Source organism: Arcicella aurantiaca (genome assembly GCF_003148625.1).
GTDB lineage: Bacteria > Bacteroidota > Bacteroidia > Cytophagales > Spirosomataceae > Arcicella > Arcicella aurantiaca.
Map to the genome: position 1 here is coordinate 89,831 of NZ_QGGO01000018.1, position 14,916 is coordinate 104,746.

At 36.8% G+C, this 14,916-nt stretch carries 16 protein-coding genes and 1 tRNA gene; 5 read left to right on the forward strand and 12 right to left on the reverse strand.

All coding sequences use genetic code 11. The features are described 5' to 3' along the window. Nucleotides 1-8: 8 nt before the first annotated feature. Nucleotides 9-446 (reverse strand): sterol desaturase family protein, encoded by a 438-nt coding sequence (locus LV89_RS16345; RefSeq protein WP_109743990.1) that lies wholly within the window; start codon nucleotides 444-446, stop codon nucleotides 9-11. 210 nt (nucleotides 447-656) lie between these two features. Here LV89_RS16345 and LV89_RS16350 point away from each other — a divergent pair, with 210 nt between their 5' ends. Together LV89_RS16350 and LV89_RS16355 are read left to right on the forward strand one after the other, a co-directional pair. Beyond that, nucleotides 657-1,934, forward strand: coding sequence for a M14 family zinc carboxypeptidase (locus LV89_RS16350; RefSeq protein ID WP_109743991.1), 1,278 nt, complete (start codon nucleotides 657-659; stop codon nucleotides 1,932-1,934). A gap of 121 nt (nucleotides 1,935-2,055) precedes the next feature. After that, a complete protein-coding gene (locus LV89_RS16355) occupies nucleotides 2,056-2,688 on the forward strand; it encodes an acetyltransferase (RefSeq protein WP_109743992.1) in 633 nt (210 codons plus the stop codon). Nucleotides 2,689-2,915: 227 nt separating this feature from the next. Here the strand turns inward: LV89_RS16355 and recF are convergent, their stop codons facing one another. Then, the gene (recF, locus tag LV89_RS16360; protein WP_109743993.1) at nucleotides 2,916-4,031 is read right to left on the reverse strand and encodes a DNA replication/repair protein RecF; all 1,116 of its coding nucleotides are present in this window, start codon (nucleotides 4,029-4,031) and stop codon (nucleotides 2,916-2,918) included. A 247-nt stretch (nucleotides 4,032-4,278) separates the two neighbouring features. Between recF and LV89_RS16365 the strand changes: the two genes are divergently transcribed. Then, nucleotides 4,279-4,512: a GlsB/YeaQ/YmgE family stress response membrane protein gene (locus LV89_RS16365; protein ID WP_211321220.1), complete on the forward strand. Its 234-nt coding sequence runs from the start codon at nucleotides 4,279-4,281 to the stop codon at nucleotides 4,510-4,512. Nucleotides 4,513-4,857: 345 nt separating this feature from the next. Next, nucleotides 4,858-5,865, forward strand: coding sequence for a pyruvate dehydrogenase (acetyl-transferring) E1 component subunit alpha (pdhA, locus tag LV89_RS16370; RefSeq protein ID WP_109743995.1), 1,008 nt, complete (start codon nucleotides 4,858-4,860; stop codon nucleotides 5,863-5,865). A gap of 151 nt (nucleotides 5,866-6,016) precedes the next feature. On the opposite strand, the gene rplL is transcribed toward pdhA, so the two are convergent. The 4 genes from rplL to rplK all read right to left on the reverse strand — a co-directional run bounded on the left by rplL (nucleotide 6,017) and on the right by rplK (nucleotide 8,294). Beyond that, nucleotides 6,017-6,403 carry a 50S ribosomal protein L7/L12 gene (rplL, locus tag LV89_RS16375; protein ID WP_109743996.1) on the reverse strand — a complete coding sequence of 129 codons (387 nt, stop codon included), beginning with the start codon at nucleotides 6,401-6,403 and terminating at the stop codon, nucleotides 6,017-6,019. A 101-nt stretch (nucleotides 6,404-6,504) separates the two neighbouring features. After that, nucleotides 6,505-7,038, reverse strand: coding sequence for a 50S ribosomal protein L10 (rplJ, locus tag LV89_RS16380; RefSeq protein WP_109743997.1), 534 nt, complete (start codon nucleotides 7,036-7,038; stop codon nucleotides 6,505-6,507). A gap of 2 nt (nucleotides 7,039-7,040) precedes the next feature. Beyond that, nucleotides 7,041-7,739 (reverse strand): 50S ribosomal protein L1, encoded by a 699-nt coding sequence (rplA, locus tag LV89_RS16385; protein ID WP_109743998.1) that lies wholly within the window; start codon nucleotides 7,737-7,739, stop codon nucleotides 7,041-7,043. A 117-nt stretch (nucleotides 7,740-7,856) separates the two neighbouring features. Next, complete coding sequence (gene rplK, locus LV89_RS16390; RefSeq protein WP_109743999.1) at nucleotides 7,857-8,294, reverse strand: 50S ribosomal protein L11; 438 nt, start codon at nucleotides 8,292-8,294, stop codon at nucleotides 7,857-7,859. 577 nt (nucleotides 8,295-8,871) lie between these two features. Here rplK and LV89_RS16395 point away from each other — a divergent pair. After that, the gene (locus tag LV89_RS16395; RefSeq protein ID WP_109744000.1) at nucleotides 8,872-10,779 is read left to right on the forward strand and encodes an SPFH domain-containing protein; all 1,908 of its coding nucleotides are present in this window, start codon (nucleotides 8,872-8,874) and stop codon (nucleotides 10,777-10,779) included. Between the two features lie 316 nt (nucleotides 10,780-11,095). On the opposite strand, the gene hemB is transcribed toward LV89_RS16395, so the two are convergent. The 6 genes from hemB to LV89_RS25255 form a co-directional block, all read right to left on the reverse strand. Continuing rightward, nucleotides 11,096-12,064: a porphobilinogen synthase gene (gene hemB, locus LV89_RS16405; protein WP_109744002.1), complete on the reverse strand. Its 969-nt coding sequence runs from the start codon at nucleotides 12,062-12,064 to the stop codon at nucleotides 11,096-11,098. A gap of 113 nt (nucleotides 12,065-12,177) precedes the next feature. Beyond that, nucleotides 12,178-12,729 carry a transcription termination/antitermination protein NusG gene (gene nusG, locus LV89_RS16410; protein ID WP_109744003.1) on the reverse strand — a complete coding sequence of 184 codons (552 nt, stop codon included), beginning with the start codon at nucleotides 12,727-12,729 and terminating at the stop codon, nucleotides 12,178-12,180. Nucleotides 12,730-12,813: 84 nt separating this feature from the next. Further along, entirely contained in the window at nucleotides 12,814-13,005 is a 192-nt protein-coding gene (secE, locus tag LV89_RS16415; protein ID WP_109744004.1) for a preprotein translocase subunit SecE, read from the reverse strand. 163 nt (nucleotides 13,006-13,168) lie between these two features. Continuing rightward, nucleotides 13,169-13,242, reverse strand: a tRNA-Trp gene (locus tag LV89_RS16420). A gap of 26 nt (nucleotides 13,243-13,268) precedes the next feature. Then, nucleotides 13,269-14,351 carry a hypothetical protein gene (locus LV89_RS25250; RefSeq protein WP_158279610.1) on the reverse strand — a complete coding sequence of 361 codons (1,083 nt, stop codon included), beginning with the start codon at nucleotides 14,349-14,351 and terminating at the stop codon, nucleotides 13,269-13,271. A gap of 12 nt (nucleotides 14,352-14,363) precedes the next feature. Next, a partial coding sequence (locus LV89_RS25255; RefSeq protein WP_158279611.1) for a hypothetical protein occupies nucleotides 14,364-14,916 on the reverse strand: 553 nt, incomplete at its 5' end.

A 14,916-nucleotide genomic window follows, 5' to 3' on the forward strand; every position in this document is an offset into this window, starting at 1 on the left:
ATCAAATATTACTCATATTTCTTCGGAGCGTACAAAAAACCAAAAGCCTCAGCACCTTCACGAGTGTGCACTTTATGATGAACATAATGAGCCTTCATAATGCGTTTCATGTACGGATGTTTGGCAATAAATTTTATCTTAATTCTGCGGTGAACAATTACATCGTGGAAGATAAAATAGAAAATTCCGTAGCATAATACACCCAAACCTACCCAAAATAAAAACCACAAAGAAGGAATATAAGTCCCCAAAGCAAAAGTAGAGATAGAAACCAACGCAAAAACTACGGCAAAAAGGTCATTTTTCTCCAAAGGCTCGTTATGATGCACATGATGCGAGCGATGCCAACGCCACATAAAACCGTGCATGATGTATTTATGCGTAAACCATGCAACTCCTTCCATCAATAAAAACGTACCAACAACTAATAAGAATTTCAAAAGCATGACTGAATATGTTAGATTATGTTTGTCAAAATGTCAACTGTTTACCCTTTTAACCAAACGAATTTAGTTTTGTTTGAGAATCGTTAAGCAAAAATAGGTATTTGCGTACCTTTGTGCCATTAATAGACAATTGCCAACTAAAAACTCAAATTTACGTTATAAATGTAAATACTCATTGGGTAAATTTAGAGATTAATAAATTGGCAGAATATGAAAAAAATCATTTTAATACTGTTTTTAATAATGGATTTACCTTCACGAACTTATACCCAAAATCTCGGACATAAACTTCACGATGCTCACCCCAATTTTATCGAAAAAACCATTATGAAACGTCGTTTTGGCTATAAAATTTTAGTAGATAAAATCGACTCATTGAAGCAAAATAAGTTGTTTGAAGTATCTGTTGCCACAAAATCTACCGAAGGACGAGATATTTATTTGATAAAATGCGGAACAGGAATAACCAAAGTGCTTTTATGGTCGCAAATGCACGGCGACGAAGCAACGGCAACTATGGCAATGGTTGATATTTTTAATTTTTTGGAGAATAAAACCAATAATCCTAAGCAAAAAACGGATGCTGAATTAGAAAATCTCAGAACAGAATTGCTCAAAAAATGCACTTTTTATTTCGTTCCAATGTTAAATCCTGACGGGGCGGAGGCTTGGACACGTTACACGGCTTTAGGAATTGACATGAATCGTGATGCTTTGGCTCTGCAAACACCCGAAGGACGTTTATTAAAGCAGTTGGTATTTGACCTAAAACCAGATTTTGGCTTTAATTTACACGATAAACACCGTAGGTATTCGGTTGGGCATTCTGGAAATTTGGCGACTATGTCGTTTTTAGCAACCGCTTACAACGAAGCCGAAGACATCAATCCAACTCGAAAACGTGCCATTCAAGTAATTGTGGGTATGAATCAGGCGGTACAAGAATTTATTCCGAATTGCGTAGGACGTTGGACTTCAGAATTTGAACCCCGTGCCTTTGGCGATAATATTCAAAAATGGGGAACGACGTTAATTTTGATAGAATCGGGTGGTTACAAAAACGACCCCGAGAAACAATATATTCGTAAACTTAATTTTGTATCGATTTTAACAGGTTTACAATCAATTGCTTCTGAAAATTATAAGAAACAAGACACAAAAGAATACGATAAATTAGCGGTAAATAGCAAAGCAATTTTTGATTTAATAATCAGAAATGCAACCATTAAAAAAGGCGAAACAATCTTCAAAGCTGACTTGGCGATTAACCGAACTGAACGCCCCGTAAAAGGAAAAGACTATTTCACGACAACGTCTGAAATTGAGGAAATTGGCGATATGTCCGTTTTTTTCGGAACTGACGAAATAGATGCCACAGGTTTGGAAGTAGTTTCAGAAAAAGAAATTGGTTTAGATTCAAAAGCCGATTTTCAATTAGTAAAAGATGGGAAGGTCGTTTATAGTGTTAAAAATGGCGTAATTCAATAGATAGAACACGGATTTAACGGATTAGACACGGATATATTTCTTAAAAACTAATCTGTGTCTAATTCGTTAAATCCGTGTTCTATTTTTAATAGTAGAAATAACTAAATCACTCAATGCAAATATGCAAAATCCAGTAATTATTTTTGGTGCAAATGGCTTGGGAGCTGTTGCTCTTGATATTTTTAAAAGAAATAACGTAGTTGTTTACGCTTTTTTAGACGATAATAAAGAACTGCACAATACCGAAATCGATGATATTGCGATTTTGGGAAGCACCGACGACGAAGGTTTTACCAAGTTAATCGGGAAAAAATGCGATGCTTTTGTGGCAATTGATGAGCCAAAAGTGCGTAAAAGTATCGTTGAAATGATTAATGAAGTACGTAAAGTTCAAGTGGTAAATGCTGTTCATGACCAAGCAACTATTGCTTCAACAGCCGAAATTGGACACGGAAATTTAATTGCAGCAGGAGCAATCGTAAACGCCAGAGCAAAAGTTGGCAATCATAATATTTTACACAGTAAAGTTTTGGTAGATTACGATGCAGAAATTGGCGATTACGTACAAATTGGAGCAGGAAGTACCATTGGAGCAGGTGTGTCAATTGAAGACAACGTTTTTATCGGAACAGGCGTAACCATTGTCGGTGGAATAAAAATTGGTAAAGGAGCAAGAATTGGAGCAGGTTCAGTAGTTATTGAAGCCGTAAAAGCAAGAGAAACGGTATTCGGAAATCCTGCTAAGAAGGTGTAACGTATCACAGGAATTCTTTCTGTGATAAAGCGTTTGTTATAAGATAAATAGACCACAGATAGCACAGATTTAACAGATTAACACTGATAAAATCAAGAAAATAATCTGTGTAAATCAGTAGAATCTGTTAAATCTGTGGTCTTAAACTGGTTCAAGCGTCCTCGCTTGAGCCTTTACTTTTTAATCTCAAAATACCCAAACTGGTTCAAGCGTCCTCGCTTGAACCTTTATTTCACAATCTCAAAATACTTCACCTCAACGCCAAGATTATCAAGCAGTTGGCGTGTCCGTTCGGGGCGAGCGTCCGTAATAAAAACCTGAGAAAATGTTCCATCGACCATCATCGTAATGAGTTGTTGAATTCGACGGTCGTCTAATTTATCAAAAATGTCATCCAACAAAAGAATAGGAGGGAAGCCTTTTTGCTGAGAAAGCATTTCAAATTGAGCTAATTTCAACGCAATCACAAATGATTTTTGCTGACCTTGTGAGCCAAATTTACGGAGCGTAAAACCATTAATCTCAAAGGCAAAATCATCTTTATGAATACCCATTGTGGTACGTTGAGCAGCTAAATCTCGTGGACGATTCTTCCTAAAAATTTGCGTAAAATTCTCCGCTCCCACTTCCGACTCATAAATCATTTCCACTTCTTCTCGTGCATCCGAAAGCGTAGCGTAATGCTTTTTGAAAAGAGGCAAGAACTGCGTCACAAACTGTTCACGAGCTTGATGTATTTTTACAGCTACTTCTACCAAAGGGTCAGAATAAATATCAAGCAAGAGGTCGTCCACATAATTTCTTTCTGAAAACTGCTTTAAAAGCGAATTTCGTTGTAGTAGAAGTCGGTTGTATTGAAGGAGATTTTCTAAGTATTCCGAGTCTAACTGAGCCATTACACCATCAAAAAATTTCCGTCTTTCTTCGCTCCCGTCTCGAATCACATCCGTGTCATTTGGTGACAACATTACTACGGGAAACTTCCCAATATGTTCAGAAATACGCTCATAAGCTTTTTTGTCACGTAAAACAGCCTTCTTTTGCCCACGCTGTATTGATATGGTGATTAGTGATTGGTTATTAGTAATTGGTGTTATATTCTCTCCTGATTCCCCAATCTCAAAACTTCCTTCAATCATCATATACTCAGCTTCATGATTTATAGACAAAGCATCTTGATTCGAGATAGAACTTTTTGTCAATGCCAAAAAATAAATAGCATCTAATAAATTAGTTTTACCAATCCCATTTTCGCCCACTACACAATTTACCCTTTCCGAAAACACATAAGATTCGTATTCATAACTTTTAAAATTGGCTAAGCTTATTTTTTGTAAATACATTAACTCGGATTTGATTATTTTCTGAACAAATACAAAGTTCTTAATTCTTGAAGGTTCAAACACATTTTAGTAGCAAAATTTGTATATTATTTTCTATCTAATTCAATGAAACGTTACACAACGTCGCAGTTTATGCTTTATCATTTGTGAATAAAAAATAAAATTTCTGTAAAAAGTTATATGATTTATAGGAAAAGAAATATGAATTTATACATTTGTTTATTATTTAACCCAAAATTGTTTTACTATGATAATGAGCTTAATTATTGGAGGTATAGCTGGCTGGTTAGCTGGACTAATCATGAAAGGTGATGGTTACGGAATCATCATTGATATTATCTTGGGAATTGTAGGAGGTTGGTTAGGAGGCTGGCTCTTTGGTATTCTTAACTTACATTTTGGAGGAACGTTTGGTGCATTATTCACATCCGTGGTTGGTGCAACAATCTTAATTGCAATAATACGAGCCATCAAGAAATAGAGATTTTAGATTAAATTATTGTTTGGGTTAAAGAGAATTTGTCTAAATTCCTTTAGCCCATTTTTTTTATAAATGAATTTATGAGGAGAAATGGGAATGAATTATACTTTTAATGCTAAAGTCTCTGATAATTATCAGGAAGAATAATTAGTATTTCTCATAATCAATACTTAATCGCTCAAAACGTTTTGTCCATTCTTGGTTTTGTCGTAATTTCGTACTGCAAATTGACGATAAATAATTAAGAATTTAAAAACGTAAGTTTGTATTCAGTAGATAAGTAAGAATGATGAGTTCTCATAGTATTCACTCATTCACTCATTCACTCACTCACAACTGTAAAAAATGGCAAAGAAAGCTGAAAACAAAGTAAAATACTCGAAAGAAACCTATATGTACTGGTACGAGTCAATGGCTCTTCAACGTAAGTTTGAGGAACGTGCTGGTCAATTGTACGGACAACAAAAGATTAAAGGCTTTTGCCACTTGTATATCGGGCAGGAAGCTTGTTCATCTGGAGCAAAATCTGCTTTAAAAGACGGTGATAAATACATTACTGCTTACCGTGACCACGGTATTCCATTAGCTTTAGGTTCAGACCCTAATACTATTATGGCTGAATTGTATGGAAAAGCAACTGGTATCTCAAAAGGAAAAGGTGGTTCAATGCACATTTTTGATAAATCAGTTGGGTTTGTGGGTGGACATGGTATCGTTGGAGCTCAAATTCCATTAGGTGCTGGTTTAGCGTTTGCTGAAAAATATAACAAAACAGGTAATTTAGCTATTTGTTATTTCGGAGATGGTGCAGTTCGTCAGGGTGCTTTACACGAAGCTTTTAACATGGCTATGACGTGGAAATTACCAGCAATTTTCGTAGTAGAAAACAACGGTTACGCAATGGGTACATCAGTAGCTCGTACTTCAAACGTAACAGATTTATATACTATCGGTGAGGCTTATGATATGCCATCAGAATCAGTTGATGCAATGTCAGTTGAAGCTGTTCACGAAGCTGTTTCTCGTGCGGCTGACCGTGCAAGAGCAGGAGAAGGCCCAACTTTCTTAGAATTCAAAACGTATCGTTATAGAGGTCACTCAATGTCTGACCCTCAGAAATACCGTACCAAAGAAGAAGTTGAAGCTTACAAAATGCGTGACCCAATTGAGCAAGTTAAGAAAGCTATTTTGGATAATGGAATGGCAACAGAAGAAGATTTAGCAGCAATTGATGCACAAATTAAAGTAACAGTTGAAGCGTCAGTTAAATTTGCAGAAGAATCTCCTTGGCCAGACCCAGCAGAAATCTATACAGATGTTTATGTAGATGAATATACATTCCCTGTGGAATAATCATAGATAGATAAATTGATGAAAAAGCCTTCTTAAACGAATTTAAGAAGGCTTTTTTGTGAATAACACTATGCAGAATTTTGCAATCATCATCAAAACAAAAGAGCCACAACTTTCGTCGTGGCTCTTTTTTATGAAGAGAATTCGTTAATTACTTAACTTCAACTACTGCACCAGCTTCTTCTAAAGATTTTTTCAATCCTTCAGCTTCGTCTTTAGATACACCTTCTTTAACAGCTTTAGGAGCTCCGTCAACTAAATCTTTAGCTTCTTTCAAGCCAAGACCAGTTAAGTCTTTCACCAATTTAACTACTGCTAATTTAGAAGCACCAGCTTCTTTCAAGATTACATCGAATGAAGTTTGTTCTGCAGGAGCTTCAGCAGCATCACCAGCACCAGCACCACCACCAGCTACCATTACAGCAGCAGCAGCAGCAGGCTCAATACCATACTCATCTTTCAAAATTGCTGCTAACTCATTTACTTCTTTAACTGTTAAATTTACTAATTGTTCAGCGAATGCTTTTAAATCTGCCATTGTATTAAGATTTTATTGTTTTACGATTTTGATTAATTAATTTTAATTTTAAACAATTTAAAGTAAACGATTAAATTATTCACTATCAATTGTTAATTGTATTATCCTTCTCTCTCTGAAAGAGTTTTCAAGATACCTGACAATTTCTGTCCACTGCTTTGAAGAGCAGAAACAACGTTTTTCGCAGGTGATTGTAATAATCCAATGATTTCTCCAATCATTTCTTGTTTCGACTTAACGTTTTCAAGAGCTGCTAATTGGTCTTCACCGATGAATAAACCTCCTTCGATAGAAGCACCTTTGAATGTAATTTTAGTTTTTCCAGCTTCTTTCTTGAAATCTTTGATAAGTTTCGCAGGAGTTTTAGGGTTTTCTGGTGAGAAAATAATCCCTGATAATCCTTTGAATACTGTATCGTTGAAAGAAGAGTAATCAACTCCTGTAGTTTCCAATGCTTTTGCAATAAGCGTGTTTTTAACAACACGGTATTCAAAACCTCTTTGGAAGCACATTCTTCTGAATGCGTTAACTTCTGCAACTGTTAATCCTCCTGTATCAGTGATGTAGAAGTATGGAGTAGCAGCGAACTTTTCGCTCAACTCTTGGATGATAGCACCTTTTTCTTCTCTTGTCATGATTACAATCCTTTAACTGTTGCTTGGTCAATTTTAACACCTGGAGACATTGTAGAAGACAAGTTTACTGACTTCACATAAGTTCCTTTGGCTGATGATGGCTTCAATTTCAACAATGTGTTGATTAATTCCTGTGCATTTTCAGCGATTTTCTCAGGAGTAAATGAAACCTTACCGATTGAAGTGTGGATAATACCAGTTTTGTCAACTTTGAAGTCGATTTTACCAGCTTTCACTTCAGTAACAGCTTGTCCAACGTTCAATGTTACCGTTCCCGATTTAGGGTTTGGCATCAATCCACGTGGTCCTAAAACACGACCTAAACGGCCAAGTTTCGCCATTACAGTTGGCATTGTGATAATTACGTCAATATCCGTCCAACCTTTTTCGATTTGTTGGATATAGTCGTCCAAACCAACGTGGTCTGCACCTGCCGCTTTTGCTTCCTCAACTTTATCAGGAGTACAAAGTACAAGAACTCGTACATCTTTTCCTGTTCCATGAGGCAAAGCAACTACGCCACGAACCATTTGGTCGGCTTTACGAGGGTCAACCCCCAAACGAACGTCGATATCTACTGAAGAATCGAATTTCGTATATGAAATCTCTTTCAAAATCTCAGCAGCTTGCGTAAGTGAATACGCTTGCGTAGCATCATATTTTGATTGAGCTTCTTTTTGCTTTTTTGTTAACTTAGCCATTTTTTTAATTTCGTTATTGGTTATTAGTAATTCGTTAATTAGTTACTTGTAAAAATTTAGAAGATAAACTACATTTTCAAACTTTTAACTCATAACTTTTAACTCATAACTCATAACTCAAAAAGGTTTTTCTCCTGTTACGTTCAAGCCCATTGAGCGAGCTGTTCCTGCTACCATGCTCATTGCTGATTCGATAGTAAAGCAGTTTAAATCAGGCATTTTAGTTTCTGCAATTGTACGAACTTGATCCCAAGTTACAGAACCAACTTTTTTCAAGTTTGGTTGAGCAGAACCTAATTTAACTTTCGCTGCTTCCAATAATAAGATTGGTGCAGGAGGAGTTTTTACTACGAAATCAAAAGATTTGTCTTTGTAGTAAGTAATCAAAACTGGAAGGATAACACCAGGTTTATCTTGAGTTCTTGCATTGAATTGCTTACAGAACTCCATGATATTCAAACCTTTTGAACCTAACGCCGGACCAATTGGAGGCGAAGGGTTAGCGGCACCACCTTTGCATTGCAACTTAACGTAGCCTGCTATTTCTTTTGCCATTACGGTAAATGTTTAAAATCTTGAATTATTTTGAAATTTCTCTGCCAATAAGGGTGGAAGCTTCCTTATCTGAGATTTTTCGGTAGTAACATGGTGTGATTGTTCTGTAACGAAACAATCTGATTCACAGGCTTTTGATAGTTTTAACACTTATTCCAAGAACCTGCTCCACGAAACGGACTGCAAAATTACGGCTTTGTTCTTAATTTACAAAGAGTTACAGTAGTTTTTTTAGAAAAAGAGAAAAGAATACAAAATAATTGCTCATCTATTTCTCCTGAAAAATTAATATATACCCAATCAATTAAGGTTTGCGAAAGAGAAGTGATGTAAGTTCTCCTTTTAAATTAATTTAATCGTTCGCTTTTTTGTAAATCGTTTTTCGCACAGTATTTCAATCTTTCATTTGTTTTGCTAACTTTTTCTCTTTGTTAATAATATTGATAAGTGTTCTTCAAAATGGAATACAAGGCGAAAAATCCATTTAAGCCAAACTAAAACCATTCTTCACATTTTGGAATAAGTTTGTCCAAATCCCTCAATCTTTATCGCATTAATCAACCAAAACAATAAAACAATGACACTTTCTATTACCACCATCATCAGTATTGCAGTTCCTATTCTATGTTTGATTTTCTACAAGTTTTTATTCCGACTGTTGGGTATCATTATTGTTCCCGAAGACAGAATCGGATTGGTTACGAAAAAGTTTGTTCTCTTTGGAGATAAAAAGTCGCTTCCCGAAGGACGAATCATTGCTACTGAGGGAGAAGCAGGTTTTCAAGCTAAACCTTTAGCTCCCGGTATTTATTTCTGGTATTGGATTTGGCAGTATGACATTACGTTGCAACCACTCACAATTATTCCAACAGGTAAAATTGGTTTAGTGCTTGCCAAAGACGGTCAAGAATTGCAGACGGGTTACATTTTAGGTCGTAAAGTTGAGTGCGATGGTTTTCAAGATACCGAAGCCTTTTTGAAAAATGGCGGACGTAAAGGGCGACAATCGGCAGTTATTACAGCGGGCTCGTATCGTATTAACACCTTTTTATTTGAAGTTGAGATTACCGATATGGTTGAAATTCATGAGAACATGGTCGGAATCATTACTACGATGGACGGAGCTTCGATTGATGTGGGGCAAATTGCAGGTAAGACAGTTGAAGGGCATAATAATTTCCAAGATGCCGACGCTTTTTTGAGCAAAGGTGGCTACAAAGGTCTTCAACAACAAGTAATCTTGGCAGGTTCGTATAACTTGAATCCTTGGTTTGTGAAAATCGAAGAAATTCACATGACTGAAATTCCGATTGGTAACGTTGGCGTGGTGATTTCGTATGTAGGCGAAGAAGGCGTGGACGTAAGCGGAACGGAATTTAAGCACGGTAATATTTTCACGAAAGGCTTTAAAGGTGTTTGGGCTGAACCACTTGGACCGGGTAAATATCCAATTAATACCTATATTCAACGTATTGAGGTTGTTCCAACGACAAATTTGGTTTTAAACTGGGCGAGTGCGAGGTCTGAATCTCACCAATTAGATAAAAATCTTTCGACGATTACGGTGCGTTCAAAAGACGGTTTCCCTTTCAATTTAGACGTTTCTCAAATTATTCACATTCCTAATTACGAAGCCCCAAAAGTTATCGCTCGATTCGGAAATATGCACAATTTGGTTAGCCAAGTGCTTGAACCAACTATTGGCAACTATTTTAGAAACTCGGCTCAAGATTCTGATGTGATTTCGTTCTTGGGTTCTCGTAAAGAAAGACAAGAAACGGCTCGTAGATATATTTCAGAGGTACTTTCTCAATATAACGTAAATGCGGTTGATACTTTAATCGGTGATATTGTTCCGCCAGAATCTTTGATGAAAACCTTGACCGACCGTAAGCTTGCCGAAGAACAAAAGGTGACTTATGAAACGCAGAAAATGGCTCAAGAAACTCGTCAGGCTTTGGAAAAAGAAACTGCCATTGCAGAAATTCAGAAAGACATCGTAAAAGCAGACCAAGGGGTTGTTATTGCCGAACGTGTGGCAGATGCATCCGTGAAAAAAGCACAAGGGGAGGCACAAAGTTTGAAATTACAGGCAGGAGCAGAGGCAGAAAGAGTGAAGTTGCAAGCGAGTGCAGAATCGGAAAGAATTAAATTAATTGCTAATGCTGAAGCTGAAAAAATCAGTAAAACGGGTGCTGCCGAGGCTGAAAAGATTTTGGCAATTGGTAAAGCTGATGCCGAAGCGTATCAATTGGCTGTTTCGGCAATGGGAGAGGGCAACTTTACTCAATTGAAGATTACTGAAAATATTGGTAAAGAAAAAATCAAAATTATGCCTGACATTTTAATTACAGGTGGGAATAACGACCAAAACGGAGCTTTGAGTGGACTTTTAGGAATGAAATTGATGGATGAAATGGGTAGAAAATCTGAAAAACCTCAGAATCCAAGCCAACCTAAAATTCAGAAGAAAGAAGATAAATAGTTATTGGAAATTGGTTACTGGTTATTAGAGAATTGGAAATTGGTTACTGGTTATTAGAGAATTGGAAATTGGTTACTGGTTATTAGAGAATTGGAAATTGGTTACTGGTTATTAGAGAATTGGTTATTGGTTACTGGTTATTGGTTACTGGTTATTAGAGAATTGGTTATTGGTTACTGGTTATTGGTTACTGGTTATTGGTTACTGGTTATTAGAGAATTGGTTATTGGTTACTGGTTACTGGTTATTGGTTATTGGTGTTTTCTACCAATAACCAATAACCAATAACCAATAACCAATTTCCAATAACTAATAACTATTTCAAACTCGCATATTCTTTTGCGAAATATGTCAAAATTACTTTTGCACCTGCTCTTTTAATAGAAGTCAAGCTTTCTACCATTGTTCTTGTACCGTCTAACCAACCGTTTTGTGCGGCAGCTTTTACCATGGCATACTCTCCCGAAACATTGTATGCCGCAATCGGAATATTAAAATTATCATTCAAAGATTTTATAATATCCAAATACGCCAACGCAGGTTTTACCATTAAAAAATCCGCACCTTCGGCATAATCTAATTCAGCTTCAATTAATGCCTCACGGCTATTGGCAGGATTCATTTGGTAAGTTTTTTTATCGCCAAATTTCGGAGCAGAATCCAACGCATCACGGAAAGGCCCATAAAAAGCCGAAGCATATTTTGCCGAATATGCCATGATACTCACATTTGTATAGCCTTCATCGTCTAAAGTTTCACGTAAATAACCGATACGTCCGTCCATCATGTCTGACGGTCCAATAATATCCGCTCCTGCACGTGCTTGGGCAAGTGCCATATTGCCTAAAATCTGAAGTGTTTCATCGTTCAAAATATTTCCATTTTCATCTACATAGCCGTCGTGTCCGTCTGACGAATATGGGTCCATTGCCACATCACTCATGATGGCTATTTCTGGAAATTTATTTTTAATCTGATTGATTGCTTCCAAATACAAACTTCCCTGACGGTGACTTTCAGAGGCAAATTTGTCTTTTTTATCTTCTGAAAGTTGTGGAAAAAGGGCAATTGAGCGAATTCCCAAATCTTGAACAACTGAAAGCTCTTCTAATAATTTATCTAAAGTATATCTAAAAACATCAGGCATGGATTTTACCTCTGTGGTGAGGTTTTTCCCTTCCATGACAAACATTGGATAAATAAAATCATTTACCGAAAGGGTAGTTTCTTCTACCATAGCACGTATTGCGGCTGACTGGCGATTTCTACGAGGTCTTCTTAACATATTCTTGTGTTTTATTACGCTACAAATGTACGAAAAAATGAAGGTCAGGGATAAAAAAAGGAGTACACTCTCTTGAATGTACTCCTTTTTTATTTGTGTCTTTCGATAAATATTTATTTCTCAACTTGAGAATAACTCAACTCCATTGGCGTATCTCTACCAAAGATTTTCACAACCACATTAAGTTTCTTTTTATCGTCAAAAATTTCAGAAACAGTTGCATCAAATCCAGAGAATGCACCATCAATAACTTTAACAGTTTCTCCTTTTGAAAAAGATAGACTTGATGATTCTTCAATTACTGCAACCTCATCAATTTTACCTAAAATACGTTTGATTTCTCCTGCACGTAAAGGAATTGGCGTTTTAGATGTTTTACCATCATTCCAACTCAAAAAGCCAATTACACCTGGCATAGACGTAATTAAGTGGGCAACCTCACCATACTTAATATCTGCTTCCACAAAAATATATCCTGCAAAAAGAGTTTTTTCACGCACGACTTTTTTACCGTTACGCATTTCAAAAATCTTTTCAGTAGGAATAATAATTTGAGGAATATAATCTTCAAGACCTTGTCTGGTAATTTCATTTTCCAGATACGTCCGTATTTTCTTTTCTTGTCCCGAAACTGCTCTCAGAACATACCAATTAGTCTCTGCCATAATACTCTTATAATTTCAGATTGTCAATTTTGGAATTTGAATTTATTTGATTTCATTCCGAAATCATAATTTCAAATTCCCCAATTAGAATGATTGATAGAATAACTCTAAGCCTGATTTGAATAAGAAGTCAATCAAACCAACCACTAAAGCAAATATCAACGATGCTACCAATACAAGCGTTGACGAAGCTTGTAATTCTGAAAATTTAGGCCATGTTACGTTTTCTGTAACTTCAGTCCAAGAATCACCGAAAAGGTTTTTAATTTTATTCATGGTTATGTTTTATAAGTATTTTGTCTGTTTAAGTTGCAATAGCATTTTTCATGCTTGCTATAAACTTTTAAGTTCCAGAATTTTAGAGTTCAAATTTTAAGCCAATTTACATTTTTTTGTAAAAATCTTAAAATCAGAATTCCAAAACTTGGAACTTAATTAATGGCACGGGCACTAAGACTCGAACTCAGACTGAAGGTGTTGGAGACCTTTGTACTACCATTATACTATGCCCGTATTGAATGGACTGCAAAGATAGAGGTTTATATTGATATTTTCAAAATAGTTTTTGAAAAAAAATAGTTTGAATCAGATTTATCAACATTTAGGCTTACGTCAAAACGTAAATCGTTGATATCGTAAACGGTGGCGGCTATCTCACCGATTACATTTTTACCTGTTTCTACTACTCCCGTAACAGGGTCTATTTTTACTAATACATTAGTTGGAAATTGTAAACTGCCCGATACTTTCAATTCTCTAAAACCGTTACAATCAATAGAGACGTAGGTAAAATCGGCAAAAGCTCCTGTGGATTTGTTCAATCCCCCACGCATGATAAAATCGTATTTGCCAAACGGAATTTTATAATCTCCCAAAAGTACTAAGCGGGTATCTCCAATAAAACCGCCATCCTGACTTAACTTGATGTTGTCTGAACCAAAGAAAATTACTTTTTTAGCTCGTTCAATAGAGTTTGGGGTTTCTATTTCAATCTTCACATACATTTTCAAGACCGTGTATTCGGGTTTGAAAATAGCACTTGCAATCCCCACGGTGATGGAGTTACCCCCTTTTGAATTACCTGCTTCGTCCACATCACCCCAACGGATGCCTTGGGGAAGTGCCAAGACTGCTCCTTTGTTGATGGCTTTAATGTAGCGGTTGCCCTTGGCTATTTCATCAAAAAGGGCTTGGGCTTCGGCTCTGTCAGCATTGGTACTGGCATCTACGAATACCTCGGCACGCTCGGCTGGCATATCCGAATAGTCCATCAATGCCATCACATCGCCCATTTGGGCTACGGCTTTGTCTAAGGCGTTTGACAGTTGGGCGTTCTGTAATTTCTTGACGGAACTTGCCGCCACGTTTACCACGCCTACGGCTGGGTTTACGCCCGACACGCCCACTACGGTTTGAGCAATGGGGTGAGATGCAGGTTTAGCCACGCCAGTAGCGTGGTTTGCCCCACCCAAAGGCGGAACATCCACATTGTATGCGTGGTTATTGAATGCTTTGGGAGTTGTTTTGGGTTTGTCGTCTCTGCCGACGTACAGTCCCGCAAAAGCTCCATTTGCACCCAACCAACAAGCCAATAGTAGTAGATGGCGTAGTAATTGTTTCATGGGTTATTTTTTTTATGCGTTTTCTTCTAAATCTATTATCGTTAAATATTCTTCTTTACTGATGACAAAGTATTGATGATGAAACGTTGTGCCATCAAATCTACCAGTGTCATATACTCTCTCATGGTAAGAGGGGTCTGTGTTGATTTCGCTGTCTATATTTTTTCCTACTTTGGCGGTAATAAACAACTTGCCCTCGGCTACAAACCAGTGATGGAAGGTTGTGAAAAATTGTTCGGATACTTCTATAATACGCTTTTGCACGGTATCAAAAGCCATAATTTGTGCCAATGGACCTATCCCTGAGATGGGTACCAAAAAATAAATTACCTCTCCCCATTGAAGGGCTGAGTGAAACTTTGGATAACCATAAAATAAATTAGCTCTCAAACCCTCAACAGCTTGATGATTGGGATGCTTGAAAATATCATCATCGTAGCGTATCTGTCCTGTTTGACTGTCTATCTCTAAAAGGTTGAGATTGACTTGTTCAATGGTTTCGTCTTCATCTGCCCAACCGTAAAACAAATAAATACCTTGGCTTGGGGCATTCAGAATACCATTG